Genomic DNA, 25,303 nt, shown 5'->3' with positions numbered 1-25,303 from the left:
ACGGCGCGGACGGGGCCCTTTTGGCGAAGCGTTACGGCGTCTCTTCTCCAGGAAAAGCGAGCATACCGCCCTGACGCGCTTCCGCGCCGTCGCGCTCGTGCGCAACTCCCATCGAACTCCTAGAGTATCGCAGGTTCGCGGGCGCGCAGCGTGAAACTGGGGGTACAATGACGGAAACGACCCGTCCGTTTCGCACGGCCGTACCCGAGGAAGTTGCCGCTCATGACCGACCGCCAAGACGACGTATCCAACCTGATCTACCTCGCGGATACGGACACGTACGAACTGCTCTACCTGAACCATTCCGCGCGCACGCACTTCGGCGTGGGAGCCGACCTCGCCGGCCGCCGGTGCTACGACGTGCTGCAACAACGCGACGATCCGTGCCCCTTCTGCACGAACCACCTGCTGAAACAGGATCAGAACTACGTTTGGGAGCATACGAACCCCGTGACGGGCCACCATTACCTGCTGAACGATCAGCTGGTCGAATGGGAGGGGCGTCTCGTGCGCATGGAGGTGGCCTTCGACGTCACCGACAGCAAGGAGGAAAGCGTCCGCTTCCGCAACCTCTACCGCACCGAGCAGGCCGTGCTCAACTGCGCGCAGAAGCTCTACCGCGAAACCGACCTCGACGAAGCGACGAACCACATGCTCGAACTGCTCGGCGAACAGCTGTCGGCCGACCGCACGTACATCTTCATCCTGCACGGCACCATGTTCCGCAACACGCACGAATGGTGTGCGCCGGGCATCTCGTCCGAGATCGACGAGCTGCAGGAGGTGGGCATGGAGCCGTTTCGGCGATGGATAGGCCTGTTCGACCGCGACGAGTGCGTGGTCATCGAAAACCTCGCCTTGCTCGAGGGGTCGATTCCCGCGGAGGAGTTCGAGATGCTGGCCGCGCAGAACATCACAAGTCTCGTGGCGGCCCCGCTCGAGCGCGACGGCAAGCTGGTGGGCGTGCTGGGCATCGACAACCCGCCGGCCGAGCTCATCCGCGACATCGCCTCGCCCCTGCGCACGCTGTGCTACTTCTACCTCACCACGATGCAGCGCATCGAGGACGAGGAGCGGCTGCGCGAGCTCAGCTTTCACGACGGTCTGACCGGGCTGTTCAACCGCAACCGCTACATCGACGACACCGAGGCGCTCAAACGCGGCGCCTCGCAGCTGGGCGTGGTGTTCCTCGACATCAACGGCATGAAGGAGATCAACGACTACCGCGGCCACGCCATGGGCGACCGCATCCTGCAGGAGTGCGCCGACACGCTGCGCGCCGTGCTCGGCGAGCGCGCGCAGCTGTACCGCATCGGCGGCGACGAGTTCGTGGCGCTCGCGCCCTCCATCGAGGAGGACGCGTTCGACGCGCTGGTGGACGCGCTGCAGCAGGCGTTCGCGCGCAACCCGCTGTGCAAGATGGCCATCGGCGCGCAATGGCTCGAGCATCCCGAGGACGTAAGCGGCATGCTGTTCGAGGCCGACGAGGCGATGTACCGCGACAAGCGGCAGTTCTACCGACAACGCGTCTACGGCTCGAAAATCGCCACGCCGGGCCCGCTCAGCGAGGCCTCGGCCACCCTGGACGACGCCGAGGACGAGATGGCGAAGGCGTGCGGCACGTTCATGGACGCGCTGCAGGTGGGCATCGCGAAGCACGTGCTGGACGACCGGCTGAGCGTGACGTGGGCGAACGTGCGCTACTACGAGCTGGCCCGCTCCATCGAGCGCGCCGACGACGCGCCGCTGCGCCCCGGCAGCGCGGGCCATGCGCGCCTGCTGTCGCTCGCGCGCGAGGCGTTCGCGCACGGCGATGCGGAGTTCTCCCACCTCATCGAGACGCGCCAGGAGGGCGGCGCCCCGCAGTGGATTCGCCTCATCGGGACGTTCTCCGACGAGATGGAGGACGGCTTCCCCGTCATGCACACCCTGTACGTGGACATCACCCGCATGCAAGTGCCGCCCGCCGACCAGGCGTAAAAGCCCGCGAGTTCCATCGCAGGCACGCTCGGCATCCCGCTGGCGCTTCCAATGCGCTATCATGGAAGCAGGTGATCGGCGCGCACCTCATCCGCGCCGCGCTCGATGCGCGCCACCCGAGCCGCACCGTGCGGACCCCGCAACACTTGGAGATACGCTTTGGGTTCGACGTTTCAAGACCTCGGCTTGTCCGAGACGACCCTGTCCGCCGTCGCGCGGATGGGATTCACGGTCCCCACCCCCGTGCAGGAGCAGGCCATCCCGCTCGCACTCGAAGGCCGCGACGTGGTGGCGGCCGCCACCACCGGCACCGGCAAGACGGCGGCGTTCGCGCTGCCCATGATCGAGCGCATCGGCCACGCCAAGCGCCCCGGATCGCCGCGCGCACTCGTCGTGAGCCCGACGCGCGAGCTCGCCCTGCAGATCGACGCCGCGTGCTCGCAGCTGGCGAAGGGATCGGGGCACCGCATGCTCACCGTGGTGGGCGGCATGCCGTACAAGGGCCAGATCGCGAAGCTCTCGCGCGGCATCGACATCCTCGTGGCCACGCCCGGACGCCTCTACGACCTCATGGAACGCGGCGACGTCAAGCTACGCGACGTGGAGATCCTCGTGCTCGACGAGGCGGATCGCATGCTCGACATGGGCTTTTGGCCCACCATGAAGAACATCGTCAACGCCACGCCCCCGTCCCGCCAAACGCTGCTGTTCTCCGCAACGCTCGACCGCAAGGTCATGCAGAGCGTGTCTTCAATCCTGAAAGACCCCGCGTTCGTCGAGGTGTCCCATAAAGGCGAGACGGCAGACACCGTCGACCAGTTCATCATACCGGTCGGTCCGATGAAGAAGCCGGAGCTGCTGCGCCTCGTGCTGCAAGAGCGGGGCAGCAAACGCGTCATCGTGTTCACCGACACCAAAACCCGCACCGAGATATGCACGAGCCAACTGCAACGGGCGGGTTTTCGCGCGGATTCCATCCACTCCGACAAGACGCAGGCGCAGCGCAAGCGGGCGCTCGCCAGCTTCAGCAAGGGAACCGTCGACGTGCTCGTGGCAACCGACGTGCTCGCACGCGGCATCGACGTGTCGAACATCGAATACGTGGTGAATTACGACCTGCCCGAGAGTCCCGAAGACTACGTGCACCGCATCGGCCGCACCGGGCGCGCCGGCGAGACCGGCTGCGCCATCTCGTTCGTCAGCCCCGAATCGAAGGCGGACCTGCTCGAGATCGAGAAGCTGCTCGGCGCGAAGATCCCCACCCTGGCCATCGACGGCTACGACCCGACCGAGGCGGAGAAAGCGCTCGCAGGCACGTTCGTGCCGAAGGCGACGGCGGGAAGCGCGGCGTTCTCGCGCTCCCTGCGCCGCAACGGCGCGAGCGGCTTCGGCAGAAGGCGCTAACCGACAGCTCGCAGCCGCCCCTCCCCTACACCATGCTCGCGAGGCGCTTGGCGTGCCAGGCGTCGATCGTGGTGTACAGCACGTGGAACAGCACGGCGGTGCCGAGCGCCAGGATGGCGAACAGCACGGTCATGCCGAAGGTGAACGGCTCGATGCCGAACAGGCTGTGCAGAAGCGTCGCCCCGAGCACCGTGCCGCCCACCACCACGACGAGCAGCGCGGCGCGGATGGGCGTGAACGGCACCGACAGCCGCACGATGAGCAGCGCGCCGATCCACGCCGTGAGCAGCACGCACAGCGTGGACACGTGCTCGTAGTCGATGTGCAGCAGGTTGTAGCCCACCGCGTTCACGATGAGGATGGTGAGCACCGCGCAGACGGCGCCGGGGATGGACTTCACGATGACGTTCTCGAGGAAGCGGCCCTTGATGCGGTCCTTGTTGGGCTCGAGCGCCAGCACGAACGAAGGCAGGCCGATGGTGAACGCGCTGATGAGGGTCATCTGGATGGGCTGGAACGGGTACTGCCACGGCAGGAAGATGAACACCACGGCCAGCGTCATGGACAAGAGCGTCTTCACGAGGAACAGCGACGCCGAGCGCTGCAGGTTGTTGATGGAGCGCCGCCCCTCGGCCACCACCTTCGGCATGGCGGCGAAGTCGTTGTCCACGAGCACGAGCTGCGCCACGTTGCGCGCCGCGTCGGAGCCGGCCGCCATGGCCACGCTGCAATCGGCCTGCTTGAGCGCGAGCGTGTCGTTCACGCCGTCGCCCGTCATGGCCACGATGTGGCCCTTCGCCTGCAGGGCCACCACGAACGCCTTCTTCTGCTCGGGCTTCACGCGGCCGAACACGCTGTAGCGCTCGATGGCGGCCGTGATGTCGTCGTCGGTGACGAGCGTCGTGGCGTCCACGTAGTCTTCGGCGCGGGGCACGCCCACCTTCGCCGCGATGCCCGACACGGTGCGCGGGTCGTCGCCCGAGATCACCTTGAGGTCGACGCCCTGCTCCTTGAAGTACGCGATGGTCTGCGCGGCCGTCGCGCGAATCTGGTCGTGGATGGCGATGAACCCGAGCGGTTTCGGCGCGCCCACGATGTCGCCTTCCTCGTCGAAGCCGTCCACCTGCGCGAGCAGCAGCACGCGCGCGTCGGCGGCCAGCTCGTTTTGCTGGTCGGCCACCGCGGCAAGCGCGTCGCCTAAGATGAACTGGCCGGCGCCCATGACGTAGGCGCTGCCGTCGTCGAACACGGCGCCCGACCACTTCTTGTCGGACGAGAACGGCACGACGCGGGAGGCGTGCAGGACGGCCGCGTCGGCGCCCGCGAAGTGCTCGACGATGGCCTGGGCCGTCTCGTTGGGGTCCTCGTCGGCGCGCGCGATGGACGCGAACGCCGTGTCCACCGTCGCCTGCGGCACGCCCGGCACCGGGCGGACGGCCGCCACCTCCATCTTGCCCGTGGTGATGGTGCCCGTCTTGTCGAGGCACAGCGTGTCCACGCGCGCGAGCGTCTCGATGCAGTACAGCTGCTGCACGAGCACGCGGCTCTTCGCAAGGCGCACCACCGCCACGGCGAGCACCGTCGAGGTGAGCAGGATGAGCCCCTCGGGAATCATGCCCACGAGCGCCGACACGGTGGACAGGATGGCCTCGTTCGTCTCGGTGCCCGTGAGGAAGTGCTGCCGCGCGAACAGCAGCGCGCCCAGCGGGAAGATGATGAAGCTGACGAACTTGATGATGCCGTTCAGGCTGTTCATGATCTCGGAGTTGACGGCCTTGTGCTGCTTGGCCTCGGCGCTGATCTTCGCCGCGTAGTTCTCGGCCCCCACGTGCACGACGCGCGCCCACACGGTGCCCGCGTTCACGAACGACCCGCTCATCAGCTCGTCGTCCGAGCGCTTCTTCACCAGCTTGCTCTCGCCGGTGAGCAGGCTCTCGTTCACGTCGCACGCGCCCTTCACCACCACGGCGTCGGCGGGGATCTGGTCGCCGCGCCCCAGCTCGATGATGTCGTCGCGCACGAGCTCGTCAAGCGGCAGCTCGACGAGCGCGCCGTCGCGCAGCACCGACGCCTTCGAGCTGGCCACGATGGACAGCCGGTCGGTGGTGCGCTTCGAGCGGATTTCCTGCACGATGCCGATCAGGGTGTTGCACACGATGACCACCATGAACAGCATGTTCTTGTATGAGCCCGTGATCAGCACGAACACGGCTAAAATGGCGTTGATGGCGTTGAACAGCGTGAGCGTGTTCTCGCGCACGATCTGGCGGATGGAGCGCGTGTGCACCCCGGCGTCCACGTTCACCTCGCCGCGCGCCACGCGCTCGGCCACCTCGGCCGCGCTCAGGCCCTGCAGTTGCACCTCTTCGGTCATCCGTCATAGCTCCTCGGGGTCGCGGCAGCGAACGATGCGCTGCGCAGCGGTCAGTCTTTGATGTTCACGCCCAAACGCCGCGCGATGCCGGCGGCCTGGAACAGGTCCATCGAGCACCCGCGCAACTCGCCCATCGCGTCGGACAGCATGATGTCGGCCAGCTGGCACGAGGACAAGTCCACGCCGTCCAAACTGGCGCGGAAGAAGCTCGTGCCCACGAAGCGCACGTCGTCGAACCGCACGCGGCGCTGCCGCAGCTCGGCCAGGTCGGCCTGCGAGAAATCGGTGGCGGTGACGGAGGCGTCCTCGAGCTTGCCCTTCGCCAAGGACGCGTAGGCGAACGTGGAGTCGCGCACCTCGACGCGCGAGAACACCGCCTCCACGAAGTCGGCGCCCGTGAACTTGCAGGACGAGAATGTGCAGCGCGTGAAGTTCGCCTGCGAGAACGTGCTGTTGGAGAAGTCGCAGTTGGCGAACGCGACATCGGACACCATGGCCCGGTCGAAGTCGCAGCCCACGTACGAGCACCCCTCCACGCGCGATTCGCCGAGCTCGAGCAGGGCGAAATCGGCTCCGGCGGCCGCGTCGCCGCGCACGGAAACGTGCGAGACGCGCAGGTCGCCGCCGCTGCGCTCGATCCATGCGGCGAGGTCGTCCGCCTCCACGAGCTCGCCCGGGATGTCGGGGCGCGCGGGATACGGCGGCTTCGGATCGGCAGCCGCCGCGCGGGCGGCGGTGGAACGGGTTACGGGCGCCATGCGACCTCCTGGCTCCTTATCGGTTGCAATCAACAGCCCCAGTATAGCGGAGCGTCCGCGCCGGGGCCGCAACGCCACCATGGTTCCACTGTTTGCGATAGGCGCTACCCGAACATGAGGGCGAGCACCGCGGTCATGGCCACGGCGAAAGCGCCCGAAGCCGCCAGCGGGATGATGCCGGCCACGTAGGCGGGCCAGGCTTCCAGACGGTAGTAACGCACGTAGCACACGAGGCTGGCCAGCAGCACGGCCACGGCGAGCGCGGCCAGCCCGAGGGCGAAGGGAGCGCCCATGAGGCCCGCGCCGTGCAGCACGCCGAGCACGCCCAGCTCGAGGGCCGCCCACGCCACGAACAGCAGCAGCTCGGTGGTCACGGGCCGTTTGAACAGCTTGACCGTGCCCGTCAGCAGCACGACGTACAGCGCCGCGCCGCAGCCGACGATGCCGCCGAGCGCCGCACCGCGCGCCTCGGGCGGCAGCAGCCCCTGCACGCCGAGCACGCACAGCGTCACGCCGGCGATGCCGAGCACCGCCGCGCCCACGATGCACGCCGCCCCCACGGCGTAACGCGCGCCGTGCGGCTTCTCCGCCGACGGGTTGAAGAACACCTGCCACCATGCGAGGTACAGCCCGCAGCACACGGCGAGCGACGCATGCCCGCCCACGAGCAGGGCGAGCCCCGCCGTCACATCGAATCCCATGGTTGTTACCGCCTCCTTCGCCGCAGCGCACGATCGTCTGCGCCCGTTTATTCTAAGCCATCGGATGAGGGCGCGCAGCGCGGGCGCGACCCGCCGCGAGCGGCCGTTTACCTTCCGTTTACGCGCGCGCCGTACCATGATGCGACGAATCTCCCGGAAGGACAACCATGCACCCGACGAAACCCCGCGCGCAGCGCGCACCCCGCCGCGTCCCATCCGCCCATCGCGCCCCCGTCACGCGCGCGATCGACGCCCTGCCCCTGCCGCCGGGCGGCACGGCGCTGCTCGCCCGCCTCGCCGCCGACCGCGACCATCGCGCCGTCGTCGGCGCGCACGCATCCCTTGCAATCGACGCGATCTGGGCCCTCGCCAACCTTGCGATGGGCGCCCTCTCCGGCTCCATCTGGTTCGTGACGTTGGCCTCGTACTACCTTCTGCACGTCGTCATGCGCATCGTGCTGGTCAGGCACGCCCGCTCCGACGACGGGCCGGCGGACGAGCGGTGCGCGCTGCGCGCCTGCCGGGCATGCGGGGCGCTCGTCGCGGCGTCCATGCTGGCCGTGGCGGGCATCGTCGTCCTCGTCATGCACGAGGAGGGCGGGTTCTTCTACCCGGGCACGCTCATCTACGCTGTGGCGCTGTACGCGTTCTATGCGCTCATCATGGGAGCCGTCAACGTGGCCGCCTACCGCGCGCACGCGAACCCCGTGCTCTTCGCCATCGCGAACGTCAACCTGGCCACGGCGCTCGTGTCGATGTTCGCCCTGCAAGCGGCTATGCTGGCCGCCTTCGACACGACGGGCGACGCGGCGTTCAAAACCCTCATGACGTCGATCACCGGGCTGGCGGTGGGCCTGCTCGTGGCGGGCATCGGCACCTGGCTCGTCGTGCGCTCCACGAGGGCGCTCCGGGCCCTGCGCGCGCCGGGGCGCTAGCAACGCCCTTCCGTTGCGGGCAGCCGCACCTCGAACACGGTGCCGCGCCCCGGCGAGCTCTGCACGTCGATGGTGCCCTGATGCAGGTCGACGATGCGCTTGCACAGCGCGAGCCCCAGCCCGCTGCCCTCCGAGGCGTGCGACGTGTCGCCCTGGAAGAACTTCTCGAACAGCCGCCGCCGCGTTTCGGCGTCCATGCCGCAGCCCTCGTCCGACACCCAGCACACCACCTCGTCGCGCGCTCCCTCGCGCCCCTCCTCGCCCGCGCGGCCGCCGTAGAGCGCCACGTTCACGCTGCCGCCCTCGGGCGAGAACTTGACGGCGTTGTCCACCAGGTTGGTCCAAAGCTGCACGAGGTAGTCGGCGTTTCCGGGCACGGAGCACTCGTCGAGGGACAGCTCGATGCGCACGTCCTTCTTCGCCCACGCGGGCTCCAGCAGCAGCACGGCGCGGCGAATCTGCTCGGCCACGTCCACCCGCTCCACATGCGGCACGATGGCCGTCGCCTCCATCTTCGAGAGCGCGAGGATGCGCTCGGACAGCCGCGCGAGCCGCTGCGACTCCTCCACGACGATGCCCAGGTACTCGTCGCGCTCCTCGGGCGCGAGGTCTTCGTCGCGCGCGAGCTGGGCGAAGCCCGCCAGCGAGTTGATGGGCGTGCGGAACTCGTGGGAGAAGTCGCTCACGAAGCTCGCGCGCATCATCTCGGTGCCCGACAGCTCTTCGGCGGCGGCGTTGAAGCTGCGCGCGAACTCGTCGACCTCGCGGATGGAGAAGCGCCCCCGCTTCCTCATGCGCACGTCGAAGTTGCCGCGGGCGAGCTCGTTCACCGCCGCGGTCATCTCGAGCAGGGGCCGGGTGAGCGTGTAGGAAATGCACGCGGAAATGATAAGGGAGAGCACAGCGGAGCCGATGACGATGCCGTTCACGATGGAGACGGGGCTCGTGATGTCAGCTTGCGAAGTAACGCCATTGGCAACGAGCGCTGCGCCGATAACGCCCAATACGGTGCAGAACGCCGTGATGATGAGCGCAAGCACCAGCGTAAGAGCGGCGCTCAAGGCGACCGTGCGGGCGCGCGGCCACGTACTCATGACACCTGAAAGCGAGGTGGCGTCCTCGATGCCCCTACGACGAGCCACGCCGCTCACCTCTGCTTCCCGGCGGGCACCACGGCCCGGTACCCCAAGCCGCGCACCGTCTGTATCTCGAAGTCGTCCCAGTCGGCGAAGCGCGTGCGCAGCCGGTTGACGTGCACGTTCACCGTGCTCTCGGCGCTGTCGGTGTCCCAGCCCCACACCTCGTCGAGCAGCTGCATGCGCGTGAAGGCGCGCCCGGGGTTCGACAGCAGCTTGAACAGCAGCTGGAACTCCTTCGGCGGCAGCGTGATGCACTCGGTGCCCCGCGTCACCGCAAGCCCGTTGCCGTCGAGGGCGGCGCGGCCCACCACGAGCACGCGCTCGTCCGACACGTCGGCACGGCGCAACAGGGCGCGCACCCGCAGCACGAGCTCCTGCATGTCGGCGGGCTTGGTGAGGTAGTCGTCGGCGCCCACGATGAACCCGGCGCGCTTGTCCTCCTGCTCCTGCTTGGCCGTGAGCATGAGGATGGGCAGGTCCCAACCCGCATCGCGAAGCTGCCGGGTGAGCTCGATGCCGTCCATGCGCGGCATCATCACGTCCGTGACCAGCAGGTCCACGTGGTTGGCGTCGAGCACGTCCATCGCCTCGGCGCCGTTCGCGGCGGGCAGGGGGTCGTGCCCCGCACGGCGCAGCACCGCGCAGATCAGCTTGTTGGCGTTGCGGTCGTCTTCCGCCACCAGGATGCGCGCCATGATCGGCCTTTCCCTCGGGTTCTCTTCGCGATGCTTCGCGAGGTCTTCTACCTTCATTGAACACCGTTTTGGTAAACGGAGGATAAACGAGCGCGTTTACCGCGGATGTACGAAACGTTTATCCCGCGCTTCCATTATAGGCACCGTTGAAACGTTGACCGACGCCGCGGCGTCGAAAGGAGCAGTGAGCTATGTATTGCACAACATGCGGAACCGAACTGGCGGAAGGCGCTCGCGCCTGCGGAGCATGCGGGACGATGGTCGCCGGCGCGTCGGCGACGCGCGGCGCCGACTACACGTCGTGGGAGTATGCGCGCACTTCGGTGAAAAGCGACCTCGCCCAGGTGACCACCGACTGCTACGAGAGCCTTGGCTTCGAGCTGACGGGCGCGAAAAGCGACGCGACGCGCGCCGCCACCACGCTGTCGTTTCGCCGCAGCCGCAAGATGCACGGCAAGGCGCAGCTGACGAAGCTGCAGCGCACCATGGACGACCTCATCGGCAGCATTGCCGACATGGAGGCCGAGAAAACCCGCAAGGGCCGCATCCAGGCGCTTTCGGTGGGAATCCTATCCGCCCTCGTGCTGGGCATAGGGATGTGCTGCACCATGGTGTGGACGGGGCTCATGGCGGTGGGCGTGGTTGTGGGCCTCATCGGCATCGCGGGCTGCGTGGGCGCGTACTTCGTGTACCGCCGCACGTGCGCGAAGGAGGCCGCGCGCATCAACCCGCGCATCGAGGCGGCCTACGACAGCCTGGCCACCGCCAGCGAAGAAGCCCAAGCCGTCGTCCGCTCGCAGGGTTAGGGGACGCCATGCCCGCGAATAAGATACTCGACCCCCTGACGATGACCGAGAGCGCGAAGGCGTTCACCCTGCGCAAGGTGGTGGACTACGTGGCGGCCGACCCTGTGCGCCACCTTCCCCAAGCGCTCGACGTGCTCGACGCGCTCGACCGCACGGGCGTGCTCGCGCCGCACCGACGCGCCGTGCGCACCGTCATCGACGACCCGTCCAACAACTGGAACCGCCTCATGCGCAGCCTCTGGGAGGACATCGACCCCGACGTGCTGAAAACCTTCCTGGAAAACGTGGTGGTGAACGCTTCGCTCATCGGCTATCCCAAGCAGCAGGCGGTGGCGGCCGAGCACGACTGCAACGTGCCGTGGGCCATCCTCGTGGACCCCACGAGCGCCTGCAACCTGCGCTGCACGGGCTGCTGGGCGGCCGACTACGGCGCCAAGCTGAACCTCACCTTCGCCGAACTCGACGACATCGTCTGCCAGGGCAAGGCCCTGGGCACCTACGTCTACCTGTTCAGCGGCGGGGAGCCGCTCGTGCGCAAGCGCGACATCCTCCTGCTGTGCCAGCGCCACCCCGACTGCGAGTTTCTGGCGTTCACCAACGGCACGCTCATCGACGAGGAGTTCGCCGACGCGCTGCTGCGCGTGAAGAACTTCATGCCCGCCATCAGCGTGGAGGGCTTCGAGGCCGAGACGGACGACCGCCGCGGCGCGGGCACGTTCGCCGCCACGCTGCGCGCCATGGAGCTGCTGCGCGAGCGCAGGCTGCCCTTCGGCGCATCGTGCTGCTACACCTCGAAGAACACCGAGGTCATCGGCAGCGAGGCGTACTTCGACTTCCTCGTGGGGCAGGGCGCCAAGTTCGCGTGGTTCTTCACCTACATGCCCGTGGGCGAAAACGCCGCGCCCGAGCTGATCGCGCGCCCGGAGCAGCGCGCGTTCATGTACCGGCAGGTGCGCCGCTTCCGCGACGAGAAGCCGCTGTTCACCATCGACTTCTGGAACGACGGCGACCACATCGGCGGGTGCGTGGCCGGCGGGCGCGCATACTGCCACATCAACGCCAACGGCGACGTGGAGCCCTGCGCGTTCGTCCATTACGCGGACTCCAACATCCGCGAGAAGACGCTGCTGGAGGCCTACCGCTCGCCGCTGTTCAAGGCGTACCGCGCCGGTCAGCCCTTCAACGAGAACCACTACCGCCCCTGCCCCCTGCTCGACAACGAGGGCGCGCTCGCGGCCATGGTGGAGGCGAGCGGCGCGCATTCCACCGACCTCGAATCCCCCGAGGACGTGCGCGCGCTCACGGGCAAGTGCGCCTGCGCGGCGTCGTGCTGGAAGCCCGTGGCCGACGAGCTGTGGGAGGAACGCACGGGCGAGAGAGAGGTCGCATGATGCTGTAGGAGCCGTCTACCGCGCTTTCTTCTTGCGCGGTTTGGGGGCGGGCAGCTCGGGCAGCAGGGCGGCCACGAGGGCGGCCACCTCGGCGGGGTTCTCGCTTTCCACGAGCAGCATGGGCTTCGCACCCTCGTACGGGATAGCCTCGCTGAGCTGGGCGGCACGTGCGGCGGGCACGTCCTTCACGAGCAGGCGCTCATCGTAGATGCCGCCGAACAGCCTGCCCTGGGCGTAGAGCAGGTACTCGCCCATCATGGCGCGATGGGTGACGTCGGGGACGCCCGCGAGCAGGTCGAGGACGTAGGCGAGGTAGTCTTTGCTCGTGGTCATGGGCGGCTCCTTGTCAGGCGCATGTGCAGCAGGGGGAAGGGGCGGCCGGCGTCGTCGGTGGCCGAGCGGCCCTCCACGACGAAGCCCTCGTGCTCGTAGAAGCCGATGGCCTGGGGGTTCTGCTCGTTCACGTCGAGCGTCGTCGCGCCGCAGCGCTCCACCGCGTGCGCGAGCAGCGCGCGCCCGACGCCGCGCCCGCGCGCCTCGGGGGCCACGAACAGCATCTCCAGCTTGCCGTCCTGCACGCCGGCGAACCCGCAGGGCGCACCGGCATCGGAGACGGCGACGGCCAGCGCGGCCACGCCCGCGACGCCCGGCCCCACCTCGGGACGCAGCCCCGCGATGTCGTCCTCGGCAAGGAAGTCGTGCGTCGCCCGCACCGAGCGCTCCCAGACGTCGACGAGGGCCGCCACCAGCTCGGGCGGCCGCTCGGAGGGCGTTTCGATATGCATGAGAAGCTCCAATCGTTCGTTCAGCGCGATGGTTCGAGACGTTCCATTCTACCAGGCCCCCGCCCCGTCGTCGCGAAACGCGCCGGACGCATCGGGCGCGCCGGGCGCGTCAAGCCGCTCGGGCACGATTTCCTCGACGAACCAGCGCGGGTCCTCGTGGAACAGGAACGTGTGCGCGTGCCCCACCACCACGTCGTAGCGCACGCCTGCGCCGCCCACCTTGAGCGACGAGCAGCGCCGCATCCCTAAGATGGCGCGCACGGGAAAGCGCCGCCCGTCGCGCCACACCACGGCGCGCGGCAGGATGCGCCCGTCCTCGAGGAACGTCGCCTCCACTTCCACGTAGCGTTTCCGCCTGCCCGCGATACCCTGCACCATTGCGCATCCCACCCCCTATCGTCTCGCGCATCCCGACGCCCCGCAGCGTCGGCCGGTTCCGGCGGTCGGCAGACCGCCGGAACCTAGAAGTACCCCACCGGGTGCACGACGTTTTCCTTCTTGATGTCGAGGTCGACCAGGCTTTCGTCGAGCAGCTCGGCGCCCCGTTGGATGCAGGTGTTGCCGAAGCGGCGACGCAGCTCGTCGATGGTCGCGTCGAGGTCCTCGAGCAGGCGGCGATGCGGGTCGAAGACCAGCTCGAGCTGTTGGGGCGCGGCGCACGGCTCGAGGTTCGACGCGCGTACGTGCAGGCCGCGCAGGGCATGCTCCTCGTCGAGCGGCTCGTTGGCCACGAGCAGGTCCCAAGCCGTGCGGGCCACGATGCCCGTGACGTTCGTCGCGCGCCGCAGCGTGACCTGCCGCGAGTAGCTGGCAAGGTCGCAGGCGTTGCGCACGCCGATGGATATGGTGGACGCGCGGAACCGCGCCTCGCGCAAGCGCTGCGCCACCGACTCGGACAAGAGGTAGATAAGCGCCTTCGCGTCGGCGGCGCAGGCGATGTCGTGCGGCGCGGTCAGGCCGTTGCCGAAGCTCTTCACCGTGCGGTCCACCTCGTTTCTGGCCTGGTCGTAGGGCTTCACGGGGGTCGCATCCTCGCCGCGGGCGAACGTGCGCAGCACGAGCCCGATCTTGCCGAGGCGCCGGCGCAGCAGCTCGGGCGAAGCGAGGGCCAAGTCGCCGATCGTGTCGATGCCCGACGAGTGCAGCTTGGCGCGCGTCGCATGCCCCACGTACAAGAGCTCGCCCACCGGCGCGCGCCACACGCGCTCGCGGTAGTTGTCCGGCGTGATGAACGTGACGGCGTCGGGCTTGCGGTAGTCGCTGCCGAACTTCGCGAATATCTTGTTCCACGACACGCCCACCGACACGGTGCATCCGAGCTCGGCCTTCATGCGGCCGCTGATCTCGGTGGCCACGTGCGGCGCATCGCTGCCCAGAAGCGCGATCGAGCCGGTGAGGTCGAGCCACGCCTCGTCGAGGCCGAACGGCTCCACGAGGTCGGTGTACTGGTAGTAGATCCTGCGCGCCATGGCCGAATAGCGCTGGTACACCTCGTAGCGCGGCGGCACCACCACGAGCCCCGGGCACTTCGCCCGCGCCTCCCACAGCGCCTCGCCCGTCTTGACGCCGGCCGCCTTCGCCTGCGCGCTCTTCGCCAGCACGATGCCGTGGCGCAGCTCCTCGTGGCCTCCCACCACGAGCGGCAGCCCGCGCAGCTCGGGGCGCTCGGCCTGCTCGACGCTCGCGTAGAACGAGTTCATGTCCGAGTGGAAGATGACGCGATGGCGATCCACCCCCTCCGGCGAGCCGATCACGCGCCCGCCGAACGTTTCGGGAACGCCCCTCTCGCACGCCTTCGCCATACTGCATCGCCGCCTTCCGCACCGCGTTCAAACCCGTAGGAGAACGCATGTTCGCACATAACAAGGCGGCGCGCAAGCGAACAGATCATGGAGTTTAATCCACAAGAATCAACGATTGACCTGGTGATATATAAGCGATCATCTGATGGCTGACCGGGTTGTTCAGCGGATGCGGCTCGCGGCTTGCTCGAAGAGGTCCGGAATCGAGCTGAGCGCGGCGGCGATGATGGGCGATGACCAGATTCTCTCGAGCGGATGCGCGCGCCCCTCCTGCCAGTCGCTCGACCCGATCACGTTGAGCATACCGCCCACGACGAACGTGAGGCTGACGAGGTCGCTCTCGTTCAAGTCGTCCCCTTCTAGACCGAACTCGTCAAGCCACGCCCCGATGAGGGTGCTTTTCGCGATATTCGCCAGCTCGTACGTGCCGTGCGGCCCCGCGAGCAGCCAGAGCTTCGCGTAGTTTGCTTCGTTGGCAGGGTCGGTGAGCAGCGACAACGGGGGCGCTTCCCCTTGCTTCAGGCTCGGCAACACCGAGCGGAACAGGCTTATCGGAATCCGGCCCGCAATCGCCGCCCGCGCCAGGTCGGCCATGTTGTCGAAGTGGTAGTAGAACGCGTTGCGATTCACCTGCGCAAGCTGCGCGATGTCGGCGACGCTGATCTTCGAAAAGGGCTTCTCGCGCAGCGCTTCCCAGAACGCGTCTTCCATGCGCCGCTTCGCGCTGGGGCCTTCGCAATCCTTCCGCGGTCGCGCCATAGCGTCCTCCTCGCTCCACAATAACTAGACAAACTGACCAGTATTAGCCATTTTAACTAGTCATGTTGTCTAATAATATGGGAGCCATCATAAGCCAAGGAGCGGCACGGGTCAAACACACGCGCCGCGAAGAGAAAGGTGATCCGATGCTCGAGAAAGCAAAAGGCGCGAAGTACGTCGTGCCGTTGGTGGTGGTCGCGCTGGCAGCGTGCCTGTTCGGCCTGGTGTTCTACCCGATGGCCAACATGGAGATGAAGAACCTTCCGTTCGCCGTGCTTTCGCTCGACGAGGGCGCGCAAACGCCCCAAGGCGAGATGAACGTAGGCGACACGCTCGTGGAGAACATGGTGTCCTCCGCAGACGCCGAAGACGCGCCGATAGCCTGGACGGTGCTCGACAGTCAGGACGAGTTGGACGAAGCGCTTGAGAACAACGAGTTCTACGGCGCGCTCGTCGTGCCCGAGGGATACACCGCCGCCCAGGTGGCGGCGCAGATGGCGGCCGCGCAAGCCGACCCCTCCGCCGCCGCCCCGGCGGCGACGGACGTCGAGGCCCCCACGCTCGAGGTGATCGTCGATTACGCGAAGAGCCCGCTCGTGGCCCAGCAGATGCAAACGAGCATCTCCTCGCTGTTCGAGCAGATGGGTGCCACGGTTGACGTGGAGGTCATCCATCAGGGCGATGCAACCGACGACGCCAGCGCCTCGCCCATGTCCGGCATGATGAGTCAGCAGGTGGCCATCATGCCGCTGTGCATGGCCATGATGATCTGCTCCATCCTCGTGGCCGTCGTGCTCCTTCCCGTGAGGAAGGCCGCCAAGGACAAGCGGTGGCACGCCATCGGCGTGCAGGCGGCCATTCTGGTCGCGGCATCGCTGGTCGCTGCGCTGTGCGCCTGGTGCCTGGTCACGCTCGTCGCGGGCATGGACGCGCCCGCCGGTCCCAGCATCCTGTTCTTCTGGATGGCGGCACTGTGCGTCGGGCTCCTGCTGACCGGCGCCTTCGACATCGCCGTGCCGCTCGGCGCGCTCGTCGCCCTCTGCCTGTTCGGGTTGGGCATGGCCACCGGTGCGATGCCTCACGAGGCCCTTCCCGCCTTCTGGCAGGACTGGGTAGTGCCGTGGGCTCCCCAGAACTACATCGGCCAGGGCGTGCGCAGCATCCTCTACATGGGGGCCGACGCCTGGAACGTCGGCAGCGGCCCGCTCGCCATCACCGGCATCGTCGGCGCGTGCCTCATGGCAATCGCCGGCTTCATCCCGAAACCGAAGAAGGAAAACGCCGCATAGCGCGATTCGCGCCTTCGGGTAGCGCCGACGCGCCGGCGCTACCCCACCGCGGCGCGATCCTCGTGCAGCACCACCACGCGGGCCTCGTCCACCTCCACGTGCGCATCGCGCAGACGCGCCGCGAGGTCGTCGGCGGAGGGTTCGGGGCCCGCGCCCGCTATCTCCACGGCCACGTCGTCGTCGGCGGTCTTCACGTCGACGGCCTCGTAGCCCGATCCGTCGAGCCACTGCGCCACCGCCGCCTTCGCCGCGTGCTCGTCGGAAGCGCTCTGCACGAGGCGGTTGCTCGCAGCGGCCAGCGGCGCGAGCACGAGCAGCGTGCCCACGAGCGCCGTGGCGTACCACACGCGCCGCGCCACGGCGCCCGCGCGGTCGCGCCGGCCGAAGCCCATGAGGAAGAAGGCCAGGTTGCCGGCCAGTTGGATGGAGAAGAAATTGACGAAGAACAGCAGCAGCGCGCCGCCCGCCATGGCGAGCGCGCCCTGCGTGAGCGCCGCGCCCGCCACGCATAGCGGCGGCACGATGGACACGGCCACCGCCACGCCCGGCAGCGCTTCGGCGATGTCGTCGCGCGCCACGGCGAGCGCGCCCACGAACCCGGACGCCACGGCCACCACGAGGTCCACCACGCGCGGCTCCACCCGCGAGGCGACCTCGGGATTGCCCGCAAGCGGCACCCCCGCCGGCAGCAGCGCCGTCACGAGGCACGCCACCGCCACCACCGCGAGCGCGCCGCCCGCGGCCACGGCCAGCGCTCGAAACGCCTGGCGAGGACGGCCGCGCGTGACGGCGAAGGACGTGCCCACGATGGGCATCATGAGCGGGGCGATGATCATGGCGCCGATGATGATGGCCGGCGAGGCGGCCGCGATGCCGCCCGTCGCCACCACGGCCGACAGCACGATGCACAAAAAGAACGAGGACAGCTGCTTGAGCGGGTCGTCCACCACGGCGAACACGCTGCGCTCCATCCGGGCGAGGTAGGCCTCGTCCACGCTGCCGCCGGACAGCACCCGCGCGATCCCGTTCATGTTGCTCCCATCGTGTCACCGTATCGGCTCCGATGGTACCCCGCCGCGCACCGGCGCGTCCAAACCGGCACCGAACGCGCTCCCAACCGTTAGCCCGCCGTCACGCGAGGGCTAGGCGTCGCGCTTGGGGACGCGGGGCGGCTTCGGCTTCGTCAGCTCGTAGCTTTCGGCGATCATGCTGCGCACGTCGTCGTCGGGCACCGTGCCGTCGAGGATGACGGAGTTCCAGTGCACCTTGTTCAGGTGGTATGCCGGCACCACCGCGTCGAAGCGCTGCCGCAACGCGTCGCGCCACTCGGGGTCGCACTTCAGGTTCACCCACACGCGCCCTTCGCGTTCGAACACCCACGCGAACACCTTGCGGTTGCGCACGTGGCGCGCCACCGTCCAGTTGTCGTCGCGAAACGGCTGGTCGGCGAACGTGCCGGGCAATTCCAGGCACGCCGCGAGCGCCTCGTCCCTCGTCTGCATGCGCCTTCCCCTTTCTCCGCTCGCATCCTTGCCGCACCTGCGTTTCGACCCCATTGTACGCGAATGTAAGGCGCGTGAAAGGTACGGGCAAGCGAGGTGCAAGGTAGGCCGCGTAGACTGGGAACCATCGAAGCGGTGCCGCGGGTGCCGCAGCCGAACGAGAGGAGGCCCTCATGAGGAAGATCAAAGCGTTCGCCATCCTCGTCGCCGTCGCCCTGGGCGTGATGGCCGAGACGCTCCTGCGCGGCGGACACGCACGGCCCATGGCCAAGCGGCGCACGGTGGCGTAAAATCACCCGCACGCCCCGAACCGGGCGCATCCGGCCGACGGATAAGACCCGACGAAAGCGGCATTCATGAAGGAAAACGCCTACGACGACGAAGCGTTCTTCGAGAAGTATTCCCAGTTCCCCCGTTCGGTGGAGGGATTGAGCGCGGCGGGCGAATGGGAGGAATTCGAACGGCTCCTGCCCGACTTCGCCGGCAAACGCGTGCTGGACGTGGGCTGCGGCTTCGGCTGGCACTGCATCTACGCCGCCGAGCACGGTGCGGCGCGCGTGGTGGGCACCGACATATCGCGCAACATGCTCGACGTCGCGCGCGAGAAAACCGCGTTCCCCCAGGTATCGTACGAACGCGTGGCCATGGAAGATCTCGACTTCCCCGCCGACTCGTTCGATATCGTGCTGAGCTCGCTCGCCTTCCACTACACGCCCGATTTCGGCGTCGTGTGCAAGCGCATCGCGTCGTGCCTCGCGCCCGGCGGCAGCTTCGTGTTCTCGGTCGAGCATCCCGTGTTCACCGCCTACGGCAACCAGGATTGGTTCTACGATGCGCACGGCGAGCGCGCCCACTGGCCGGTCGACGGCTATTTCGCCGAAGGGCCGCGCGACGCGGTGTTTCTGGGCGAGCGCGTCACGAAGTACCACAAGACGCTCACCACCTACCTCGACACGCTGCTGAACAGCGGATTCGCCATCAAGCGCGTGGTGGAACCGCAGCCCGCGCCGCATCTGCTCGACGTCGTCGAGGGCATGCGCGACGAGCTTCGCCGCCCCATGATGCTGATCGTGGCGGCCGAGAAGGCCCGCTAGCCGCGCGTCCCGGCGCGCGGCGCACCGCCCCCTACAGGTACGCCGCCGTCGCGCCGACGCCCGAAGCGCGCAGGTCGGCCGGGGTGCCCGCGAACACCACCTCGCCGCCCTTGTCTCCGCCGTCGGGACCGAGGTCGATCACCCAGTCCGCCCGATCGATGACCTGCGGGTTGTGCTCTACCACCACGACGGTGTTGCCCGCATCCACCAACCGGTCCACCAGGGCGAGGAAGTGGTCGACGTCCTGGGGATGCAGGCCGCACGTGGGCTCGTCGAGCAGGTAGAGGTTCGTGCGGCCCTTGTTCTCGATGAGCTCCTTCGCCAGCTTGAGGCGCTGGCCCTCGCCGCCCGACAACGTGGTGAGCGTCTGGCCGAGCATGAGGTAGCCCAGCCCCACGTCCTCGAGCAGGCCGAGCGTGCGCACGATGCGCCGCCCGGCCGCAGTCGCCCGGCCGCTCGCGGCGCGTGCGAAGAACGCGGCGGCCTCCTCCACCGACAGGCGCATGACGTCGTCGATGGACGCGCCCTCGTACGTCACCGCCAGCACCTCGTCGGTGAACCGCTTGCCGCCGCACACGGGGCACGTGGCTTCGATGTCGGTGAAGAACAGCATGTTGCTGGTCACCGTGCCCAGCCCCTCGCAACGCTCGCAGCGGCCGCCGGGCGCGTTGAACGAGAAGTGCTTCGCTTCGAGCCCCGCCCGCTTCGCCGCATCGGTGGCGGCGAACAGCGTGCGGATGTCGGCGGCGGCCCCCGCGTACGTGGCCACGTTCGAGCGCTTCATCCGGGCAAGCGGCGCCTGCCCCACGTCCACCAGCCGGTCGAACTGCGCGGTGCCGCTCACGGTGCCGCCTTCGCGCGCGCCGTCGCCGCAGGCCACGAGCTCGAACACGAGCGTGGACTTGCCCGAGCCCGACGGCCCCGTGACGGCCGTGAGACAGCCCGCGGGGATGTCCACGTCGATGCCGCGCAGGTTGAACAGGCGCGCGTCGCGCACTCGCACGGCCGGCGTCGTCGCCGAGCGGAACGCCGTCTTGGGCGCATGCGGCCCGCGCAGCCACCGCCCCGTGGCCGATGCCGGCACCGCCGCCACCTCGGCTAACGTGCCCGTGGCCACAATGGACCCGCCGTGCGCGCCCGAGCCGGGACCCACGTCCACCAGCACGTCGGCCGCGCGCATGACGTCAGGGTCATGCTCGATGACCAGCACGGTGTTGCCCCGGTCGCGCAGCTTCTTGAGCACCTCCACGAGCCCCTCCGTGTCGCGCGGGTGCAGGCCCGCGGTGGGCTCGTCGAGGATGTAGATGACGCCCGACAGCTCCGAGTCCAACACGCTGGCCAGGCGCATCCGCTGCAGCTCGCCGCCCGAGAGCGTGATCACCTGGCGGTCGAGCGTGAGGTAGCCAAGCCCCACCTGGCGGTAGCGTTCGAGCTTCGTGTCGATGTCGCGCAGGTAGTCGGCCACGAGGGCGCGCTGCGCGGGCGTGAGCGCGGCATCGAGATCGCGCGTCCAGGCCAGGATGCACTCGAGCGACAAGACGGCCAGCTCGGGCAGGCGCGTGCCGCGCACCGTGGCCGTGCGGCCGAGCTCGGCCAGACGCTCGCCGCCGCACGCGGCGCAACGCGCGGAACGGAAGTAGCCGTCCATGCTCTTCGCGCTGCCCTCATGCTCGGACAAGCGCCGCCACAGCAGCGGGAAGAGGCCTTCGAACTTCCCCGCGGCCACCGTCTTCGGCCCCGCAACGTTCGGAAACGCCTCGGCCACCGCGGGGCTCGCCGTGCCGTTCAGCAGGATCTCCCGCTGCAGGCGGTCGAAGTGCGCCACCGGCACGCCCGCGGGCACGTCGAGGCCGTAGTGGCGATACGCCGCGTACAGGCTGTCGATCATGTAGTCCTTGTAGCGCTGCACCCAGAAATCCACCGCGCCGTCCTCGAGCGAACGGTTCTCGTCGAGCACGGCCGTCTCGTCGATGACGAGCGTTTTCCCCAGCCCTCCGCAGGTAGGACACGCGCCCTCCTTCGTGTTGAACGAGAACTGGGTACGCGTGAGCTTCGGCATGCGGAAGTCGCAGGAGGCGCAGCGCATGAACACGAAGAAGTCGCTGCCGCGCTTCTCGGTTTCCTCGACACACGCGTCCGAGCTGATGGGCGCGCCGCAGTGCGGACACGTGCGCACGTGCAGCTTCTCGAACACCATGCGCAGGTCGGTGTACACGTCGGTCATCGTGCCCACGGTGGAACGCGGGTTTTTGTTGGCGTCGGTCTGCGAGACGAGGATGGCGGGCGACGCGCCGCCGATGCGGTCGACGGCCGGCTTGCGGATGCCCTCGAGCCCGAGCGCCTCGAGGTAGAGCCGCTGGCATTCGTTGAACAGCACGTCGATGAGCAGCGTGGACTTGCCGGACCCCGACAGCCCCGTGAACACCACGAGCTTGTCCTTCGGAATGTCGAGCGACACGCCGCGCAGGTTTCCCTCGGTAGCGTTGCGAATGGAAATGTTCGGCATGGGGCGCCCCTTCCGTGAGCGGCAAGCGAGAAAACCCTGATTGTAGGGCATCCGAGTGCCCCAGACAAGCGTCCTACCCCGCGCACTCCACGCTGCTGCGGACGGCGACGGCGAGGAGGATGCAGACGAGGGCCATGCCGGCCGCGATCTCGGGCACCGACGAGCGCAGCGCGAGCAGGAAGGCCGTGCCCACGAACGCGAGGGCGCCGTACTCGTAGCACAGGCGCGGGCCGCGCGGGCCGAGGCGCACCGCGTCGAGCCCGCAGCACAGCAGCGGCCCGACGTTGAGCAGCACGGCCAAGACGAGCACGGCGGGCAACGGCACGGCGGCCGGGGCCAGCGCGACACTCACGGCGCACGCGACGAGCGTCGTGAGCGCGAACGCGGGCAGCGAGTCGAACACGAGCAGCTCGAGCGCCCCGAAGGGCAGACGGTCGCGCACGAGGCGGTTGCGCATGTCGTCGCGAAACGCCCGCGTCGCCTCGCGCACGCCCATCGGCGCCATGACGAGCGCGCTCAGCCAGAACAGGAACAGCGCAGGGCCGCCCACACCGAGGACGGCCAACACGCCGAGCGGCACGACGAACGACCCTTGCATGAGCAGCAGCGGGATGCCGTCGTACTGCCGCAGGTGCGACAGCGCCGCATGCGCCACGAGCGCGGCGCGGCCTTCCCCGCGCGCCAGCCCGAACCGCACGGGCCGGGCCGCGAGCTTGCGACGGCGCTGATAGGCGGCGATGTCGTTGCGGTCGAGGGGCGAGAGCACGTCGAAGCGGCAGAGGTCGGCGTGCAGCGTGCTCTCCTCGATGACGAGGGTCATGTCGATGCGCGGCGCGCGCATCGCGAGCGCAACGCCGAGCGCAAGGCAGACGAGCGCCGCAAGGACGCCCACCGCGATGAGCGTCGCGGGGGCGTACAGCACGGACGGCCCCGACGCGCTCACCGCGGCCGCCCAGCCGACGGCCGCGACGACGAACCCGGCCCCCACCGCCACCGACGTGCGCGTGCGCCAGCGCGCGGCGGCCAAGCGCGCGACGCCGGCAAGCCACCCGGCCAGCACCGCGCCCGTGCCGAGCGGCGCCGCCGCAAGGCCGAGCGCCGCGGGCGGCATCGCCAGCACGCCGGCGCTCTCGAGCCCCACGCCCACGAGGGCGCCGAGCACGAACAGCGCCGCGCCGCCCGCAAGCCCCTGCACGACGGCGGCGACGCCCACGAGCGCCCGCGCGCTCAGGGCGCTTGCCGCAAGGTAGGCGATGTCGGGATGCGACAGCTTCAGCGGAGAGGTGCGCACGGCGGCGATGCCGCGCCGCGCCAGCACGAGGGCGCCGACGAGCAGCACGAGCTGCAGCGCGATCAGGTGCAGGGACGCGTCGGCCGCGGCGAACGCCTCCCGCACCCCGTACAGCAGCGCCGCCGCCATGAGCACGAGCCACACGAGCATGAGGGCAAGCGCGTACAGCTGATAGGCGCGCTCGGCCCAGCCGTCGTCGTCGATGCCCGCGCCCACGAAGTGCATGAGCCGGTTGAGCGTCCAGCGCGCATGCCGCACGCGCAACCACAGGAGCAGCCTCACATCACGCATGGCATCAGGCCTCGTCCCGTGCGGCGCGCTGCGCGAGCCGGCCGCCTTCGAGGTGCAGCAGCAGATCGGGCTGCAGGTTCGGCACGTCGTGATGGCAGCTGGCCAACACGGCGGTGCCCGCGGCGCGCGCTTCGTCGATGAGCTCGCTCAGCACGACGGCCGCATCGGGGTCGAGCGGCCCGTACGGCTCGTCGAGCAGTAGCAGGCGCGGCGCGCGGGCGAAGGCCAGCACGAGCGCGAGCTTCTGCCGCATGCCGCGCGAGTAGGACGAAGGCAGCTGATCGCGTTGCCCGTCGAGGCCGAAGCGCTCCATGAGCCGCTCCGAGGGGTCGTCGGACGCGGGCAGCCGCATCGCCTGCCGCACGAAGCGCAGGTGCTCGCCCGCGGTGAGGTCGTCGTAGAAGGAGGGCACGTCGGGCACGAACGTCACGAGGCGCCGCGCCGCGCGGTCCGAGCCGTCGAAGCGCTTCCCGACCAGCTCGACGCCGCCCTCCCGCGGCGCGTCCCATCCGGCCAAGCAGCGCAGCATCGTGGACTTGCCCGCCCCGTTCGGCCCCGTGAGCAGGGCGATCTCGCCTTCTTGCAGCGCGAAGGACACGTCGGCGAACACCTCGGTCTTGCCGTAGCGGTACGCGAGGCGCTCCACCTGCAACACGGTTCGGCTCATCGGATCGCCTCCAATCGGTCGAGCAGCGGCCTGAACCGCGCATCGTCGGCGCGCTCGGCCCATGCCGGTTGCAACAGCACCGCCTGCTTGCATTGCTCCTTGAAAGCGAACGTCTGAAACTGCGTGCGAGCCGCCTCCTGCTGATCGGGGTCGATCCCCGTCAGCTCGGGCACAAGGTCGTACAACACGCTTTCCCGCGTGCCGAACAGCAGCTCCTCGACATCACGGCCCTCGAGCAGCGCGATGAAACGCTCCAGGTAGCGCTCGGCGCTGTCTTCGTCACGCGCCATCAGGCAGGCCGTGGACGCCCTCGCCAAAAACGTGAGCGCCGTCGTCGGGTTCGTCTCCTCCAGACCGAAGCCGTGCAGCACGCCCTCGCCTGCCCGCAGCAGCGCCTCGAGGTGCGGCGCGTCCTCGGCATACAGCATCAGCTGCGACGAAATGCACGCGATCAGGTTCATCGCGCTCGACCCCATCGATGCCTGGTACAGCTTCTTGCTCGCTTCGATATCGCCCTTCTGATAGTGCATGCTTGCCAGCAGCATCTCGATACCCAACGGCTTGTCGGATTTCAGGCTCTCCATCAACTCGATGGCCTCGTCCACCCCGTCCTGCATGCTGAGCATCACCGCGCGCATCATGCGCGCGCCGCGCACCAGCTCAACGTCGTCGGCGTTCGTCTCGACGCGCTCGAACAGCGCGGTCGCGCGCCGGGCCAGCTCGGGCATGCGCTCGGGCGCAAGCCCCGCGCATTGCAGGTAGAGCAGCCCCATCTGCTGCAGCAGCGGCCAGCAGGAATAATGGTCGGCGACGAGGCGTTCCGCCTGTTCGCACACGGCGTCGGGTTCGTCGGCGAAGCGCGCGAACAGCTGCAGGTACGCGGCGCGGATGTCCTCGTTGCTCAGCTGCGGGCGGTAGTCGAACAGCTCGTCGAGCGTGAGCGCGAAGAACGTGGCGATGCGCGGCAGCAGCGCCACGTCGGGCACGCTCTGCCCCAGCTCCCACTTCGACACGGCCGCCTTCGTCACGCCCAGGTGAGCGGCCAGCTCGCCCTGCGTGATGCCGGCCGCGCGGCGCTCGCGCGCGATGGTCGCCCCCAGGTTGATGTCGTGCATTGCGCTCCCTCGTCTCGGC

The 25,303-nt window shown here is 68.7% G+C and carries 23 protein-coding genes; 7 read left to right on the top strand and 16 right to left on the bottom strand.

What is annotated here, in order from left to right:
- Positions 1–222: 222 nt before the first annotated feature.
- Together C1876_RS03115 and C1876_RS03110 are read left to right on the top strand one after the other, a co-directional pair.
- Complete coding sequence (locus C1876_RS03115; RefSeq protein ID WP_114545266.1) at positions 223–1,980, top strand: GGDEF domain-containing protein; 1,758 nt, start codon at positions 223–225, stop codon at positions 1,978–1,980.
- 186 nt (positions 1,981–2,166) lie between these two features.
- Complete coding sequence (locus C1876_RS03110; RefSeq protein ID WP_244910017.1) at positions 2,167–3,384, top strand: DEAD/DEAH box helicase; 1,218 nt, start codon at positions 2,167–2,169, stop codon at positions 3,382–3,384.
- Positions 3,385–3,409: 25 nt separating this feature from the next.
- Here the strand turns inward: C1876_RS03110 and C1876_RS03105 are convergent, their stop codons facing one another.
- The 3 genes from C1876_RS03105 to C1876_RS03095 all read right to left on the bottom strand — a co-directional run bounded on the left by C1876_RS03105 (position 3,410) and on the right by C1876_RS03095 (position 7,217).
- Entirely contained in the window at positions 3,410–5,758 is a 2,349-nt protein-coding gene (locus C1876_RS03105; RefSeq protein ID WP_114545264.1) for a cation-translocating P-type ATPase, read from the bottom strand.
- A gap of 50 nt (positions 5,759–5,808) precedes the next feature.
- The gene (locus C1876_RS03100) at positions 5,809–6,516 is read right to left on the bottom strand and encodes a pentapeptide repeat-containing protein (protein WP_114545263.1); all 708 of its coding nucleotides are present in this window, start codon (positions 6,514–6,516) and stop codon (positions 5,809–5,811) included.
- A gap of 104 nt (positions 6,517–6,620) precedes the next feature.
- Complete coding sequence (locus tag C1876_RS03095; RefSeq protein ID WP_114545262.1) at positions 6,621–7,217, bottom strand: hypothetical protein; 597 nt, start codon at positions 7,215–7,217, stop codon at positions 6,621–6,623.
- A 167-nt stretch (positions 7,218–7,384) separates the two neighbouring features.
- Between C1876_RS03095 and C1876_RS03090 the strand changes: the two genes are divergently transcribed.
- Positions 7,385–8,152 (top strand): hypothetical protein, encoded by a 768-nt coding sequence (locus tag C1876_RS03090; RefSeq protein ID WP_114545261.1) that lies wholly within the window; start codon positions 7,385–7,387, stop codon positions 8,150–8,152.
- Here C1876_RS03090 and C1876_RS03085 read toward each other — a convergent pair.
- Together C1876_RS03085 and C1876_RS03080 are read right to left on the bottom strand one after the other, a co-directional pair.
- The gene (locus C1876_RS03085; RefSeq protein ID WP_244910016.1) at positions 8,149–9,294 is read right to left on the bottom strand and encodes a HAMP domain-containing sensor histidine kinase; all 1,146 of its coding nucleotides are present in this window, start codon (positions 9,292–9,294) and stop codon (positions 8,149–8,151) included. The two genes, C1876_RS03090 and C1876_RS03085, sit on opposite strands and share 4 nt — an antisense overlap.
- 5 nt (positions 9,295–9,299) lie before the next feature.
- Positions 9,300–9,986 carry a response regulator transcription factor gene (locus tag C1876_RS03080; protein WP_114545383.1) on the bottom strand — a complete coding sequence of 229 codons (687 nt, stop codon included), beginning with the start codon at positions 9,984–9,986 and terminating at the stop codon, positions 9,300–9,302.
- Between the two features lie 191 nt (positions 9,987–10,177).
- Here C1876_RS03080 and C1876_RS03075 point away from each other — a divergent pair, with 191 nt between their 5' ends.
- Positions 10,178–10,792, top strand: coding sequence for a zinc ribbon domain-containing protein (locus C1876_RS03075; RefSeq protein WP_148044603.1), 615 nt, complete (start codon positions 10,178–10,180; stop codon positions 10,790–10,792).
- Positions 10,793–10,800: 8 nt separating this feature from the next.
- On the top strand, positions 10,801–12,183 hold the full coding sequence (locus C1876_RS03070; protein WP_114545258.1) for a radical SAM/SPASM domain-containing protein: 1,383 nt from the start codon (positions 10,801–10,803) through the stop codon (positions 12,181–12,183).
- Between the two features lie 15 nt (positions 12,184–12,198).
- Here C1876_RS03070 and C1876_RS03065 read toward each other — a convergent pair whose 3' ends face one another.
- From C1876_RS03065 to C1876_RS03045, 5 genes are all read right to left on the bottom strand, one after another.
- Complete coding sequence (locus tag C1876_RS03065; RefSeq protein WP_114545257.1) at positions 12,199–12,516, bottom strand: TfoX/Sxy family protein; 318 nt, start codon at positions 12,514–12,516, stop codon at positions 12,199–12,201.
- On the bottom strand, positions 12,513–12,968 hold the full coding sequence (locus C1876_RS03060) for an acetyltransferase (protein ID WP_114545382.1): 456 nt from the start codon (positions 12,966–12,968) through the stop codon (positions 12,513–12,515). Before C1876_RS03060 ends, C1876_RS03065 begins: the two co-directional genes overlap by 4 nt.
- A gap of 48 nt (positions 12,969–13,016) precedes the next feature.
- Positions 13,017–13,346 carry an outer dense fiber protein 1 gene (locus tag C1876_RS03055; RefSeq protein WP_114545256.1) on the bottom strand — a complete coding sequence of 110 codons (330 nt, stop codon included), beginning with the start codon at positions 13,344–13,346 and terminating at the stop codon, positions 13,017–13,019.
- An 83-nt stretch (positions 13,347–13,429) separates the two neighbouring features.
- Positions 13,430–14,770: a DNA polymerase Y family protein gene (locus C1876_RS03050; RefSeq protein ID WP_114545255.1), complete on the bottom strand. Its 1,341-nt coding sequence runs from the start codon at positions 14,768–14,770 to the stop codon at positions 13,430–13,432.
- A 162-nt stretch (positions 14,771–14,932) separates the two neighbouring features.
- Entirely contained in the window at positions 14,933–15,529 is a 597-nt protein-coding gene (locus tag C1876_RS03045; RefSeq protein ID WP_114545254.1) for a TetR/AcrR family transcriptional regulator, read from the bottom strand.
- A 146-nt stretch (positions 15,530–15,675) separates the two neighbouring features.
- Here C1876_RS03045 and C1876_RS03040 point away from each other — a divergent pair, with 146 nt between their 5' ends.
- A complete protein-coding gene (locus tag C1876_RS03040; protein ID WP_114545253.1) occupies positions 15,676–16,818 on the top strand; it encodes a YhgE/Pip domain-containing protein in 1,143 nt (380 codons plus the stop codon).
- Positions 16,819–16,856: 38 nt separating this feature from the next.
- Here the strand turns inward: C1876_RS03040 and C1876_RS03035 are convergent, their stop codons facing one another.
- Entirely contained in the window at positions 16,857–17,849 is a 993-nt protein-coding gene (locus C1876_RS03035; RefSeq protein WP_114545252.1) for a DUF389 domain-containing protein, read from the bottom strand.
- A 111-nt stretch (positions 17,850–17,960) separates the two neighbouring features.
- Positions 17,961–18,320 carry an MmcQ/YjbR family DNA-binding protein gene (locus tag C1876_RS03030; protein WP_114545251.1) on the bottom strand — a complete coding sequence of 120 codons (360 nt, stop codon included), beginning with the start codon at positions 18,318–18,320 and terminating at the stop codon, positions 17,961–17,963.
- Positions 18,321–18,676: 356 nt separating this feature from the next.
- Between C1876_RS03030 and C1876_RS03025 the strand changes: the two genes are divergently transcribed.
- Entirely contained in the window at positions 18,677–19,414 is a 738-nt protein-coding gene (locus tag C1876_RS03025) for a class I SAM-dependent methyltransferase (protein ID WP_114545250.1), read from the top strand.
- Positions 19,415–19,445: 31 nt separating this feature from the next.
- Here the strand turns inward: C1876_RS03025 and C1876_RS03020 are convergent, their stop codons facing one another.
- The 4 genes from C1876_RS03020 to C1876_RS03005 all read right to left on the bottom strand — a co-directional run bounded on the left by C1876_RS03020 (position 19,446) and on the right by C1876_RS03005 (position 25,284).
- On the bottom strand, positions 19,446–21,920 hold the full coding sequence (locus C1876_RS03020; RefSeq protein WP_114545249.1) for an excinuclease ABC subunit UvrA: 2,475 nt from the start codon (positions 21,918–21,920) through the stop codon (positions 19,446–19,448).
- 73 nt (positions 21,921–21,993) lie between these two features.
- Positions 21,994–23,502, bottom strand: a complete 1,509-nt coding sequence (locus tag C1876_RS03015) for a hypothetical protein (RefSeq protein ID WP_114545248.1) — start codon at positions 23,500–23,502, stop codon at positions 21,994–21,996.
- Positions 23,503–23,506: 4 nt separating this feature from the next.
- Positions 23,507–24,169 carry an ABC transporter ATP-binding protein gene (locus tag C1876_RS03010; protein WP_114545247.1) on the bottom strand — a complete coding sequence of 221 codons (663 nt, stop codon included), beginning with the start codon at positions 24,167–24,169 and terminating at the stop codon, positions 23,507–23,509.
- A complete protein-coding gene (locus C1876_RS03005; RefSeq protein ID WP_114545246.1) occupies positions 24,166–25,284 on the bottom strand; it encodes a helix-turn-helix domain-containing protein in 1,119 nt (372 codons plus the stop codon). Before C1876_RS03005 ends, C1876_RS03010 begins: the two co-directional genes overlap by 4 nt.
- Positions 25,285–25,303: the final 19 nt, after the last annotated feature.

This window comes from Eggerthella sinensis (assembly GCF_003339815.1).
In the GTDB taxonomy this organism is placed as follows: domain Bacteria; phylum Actinomycetota; class Coriobacteriia; order Coriobacteriales; family Eggerthellaceae; genus Eggerthella; species Eggerthella sinensis.
Note: the sequence above shows the minus strand (reverse complement) of the source record. Positions and strands in the feature narration are given on the sequence as shown.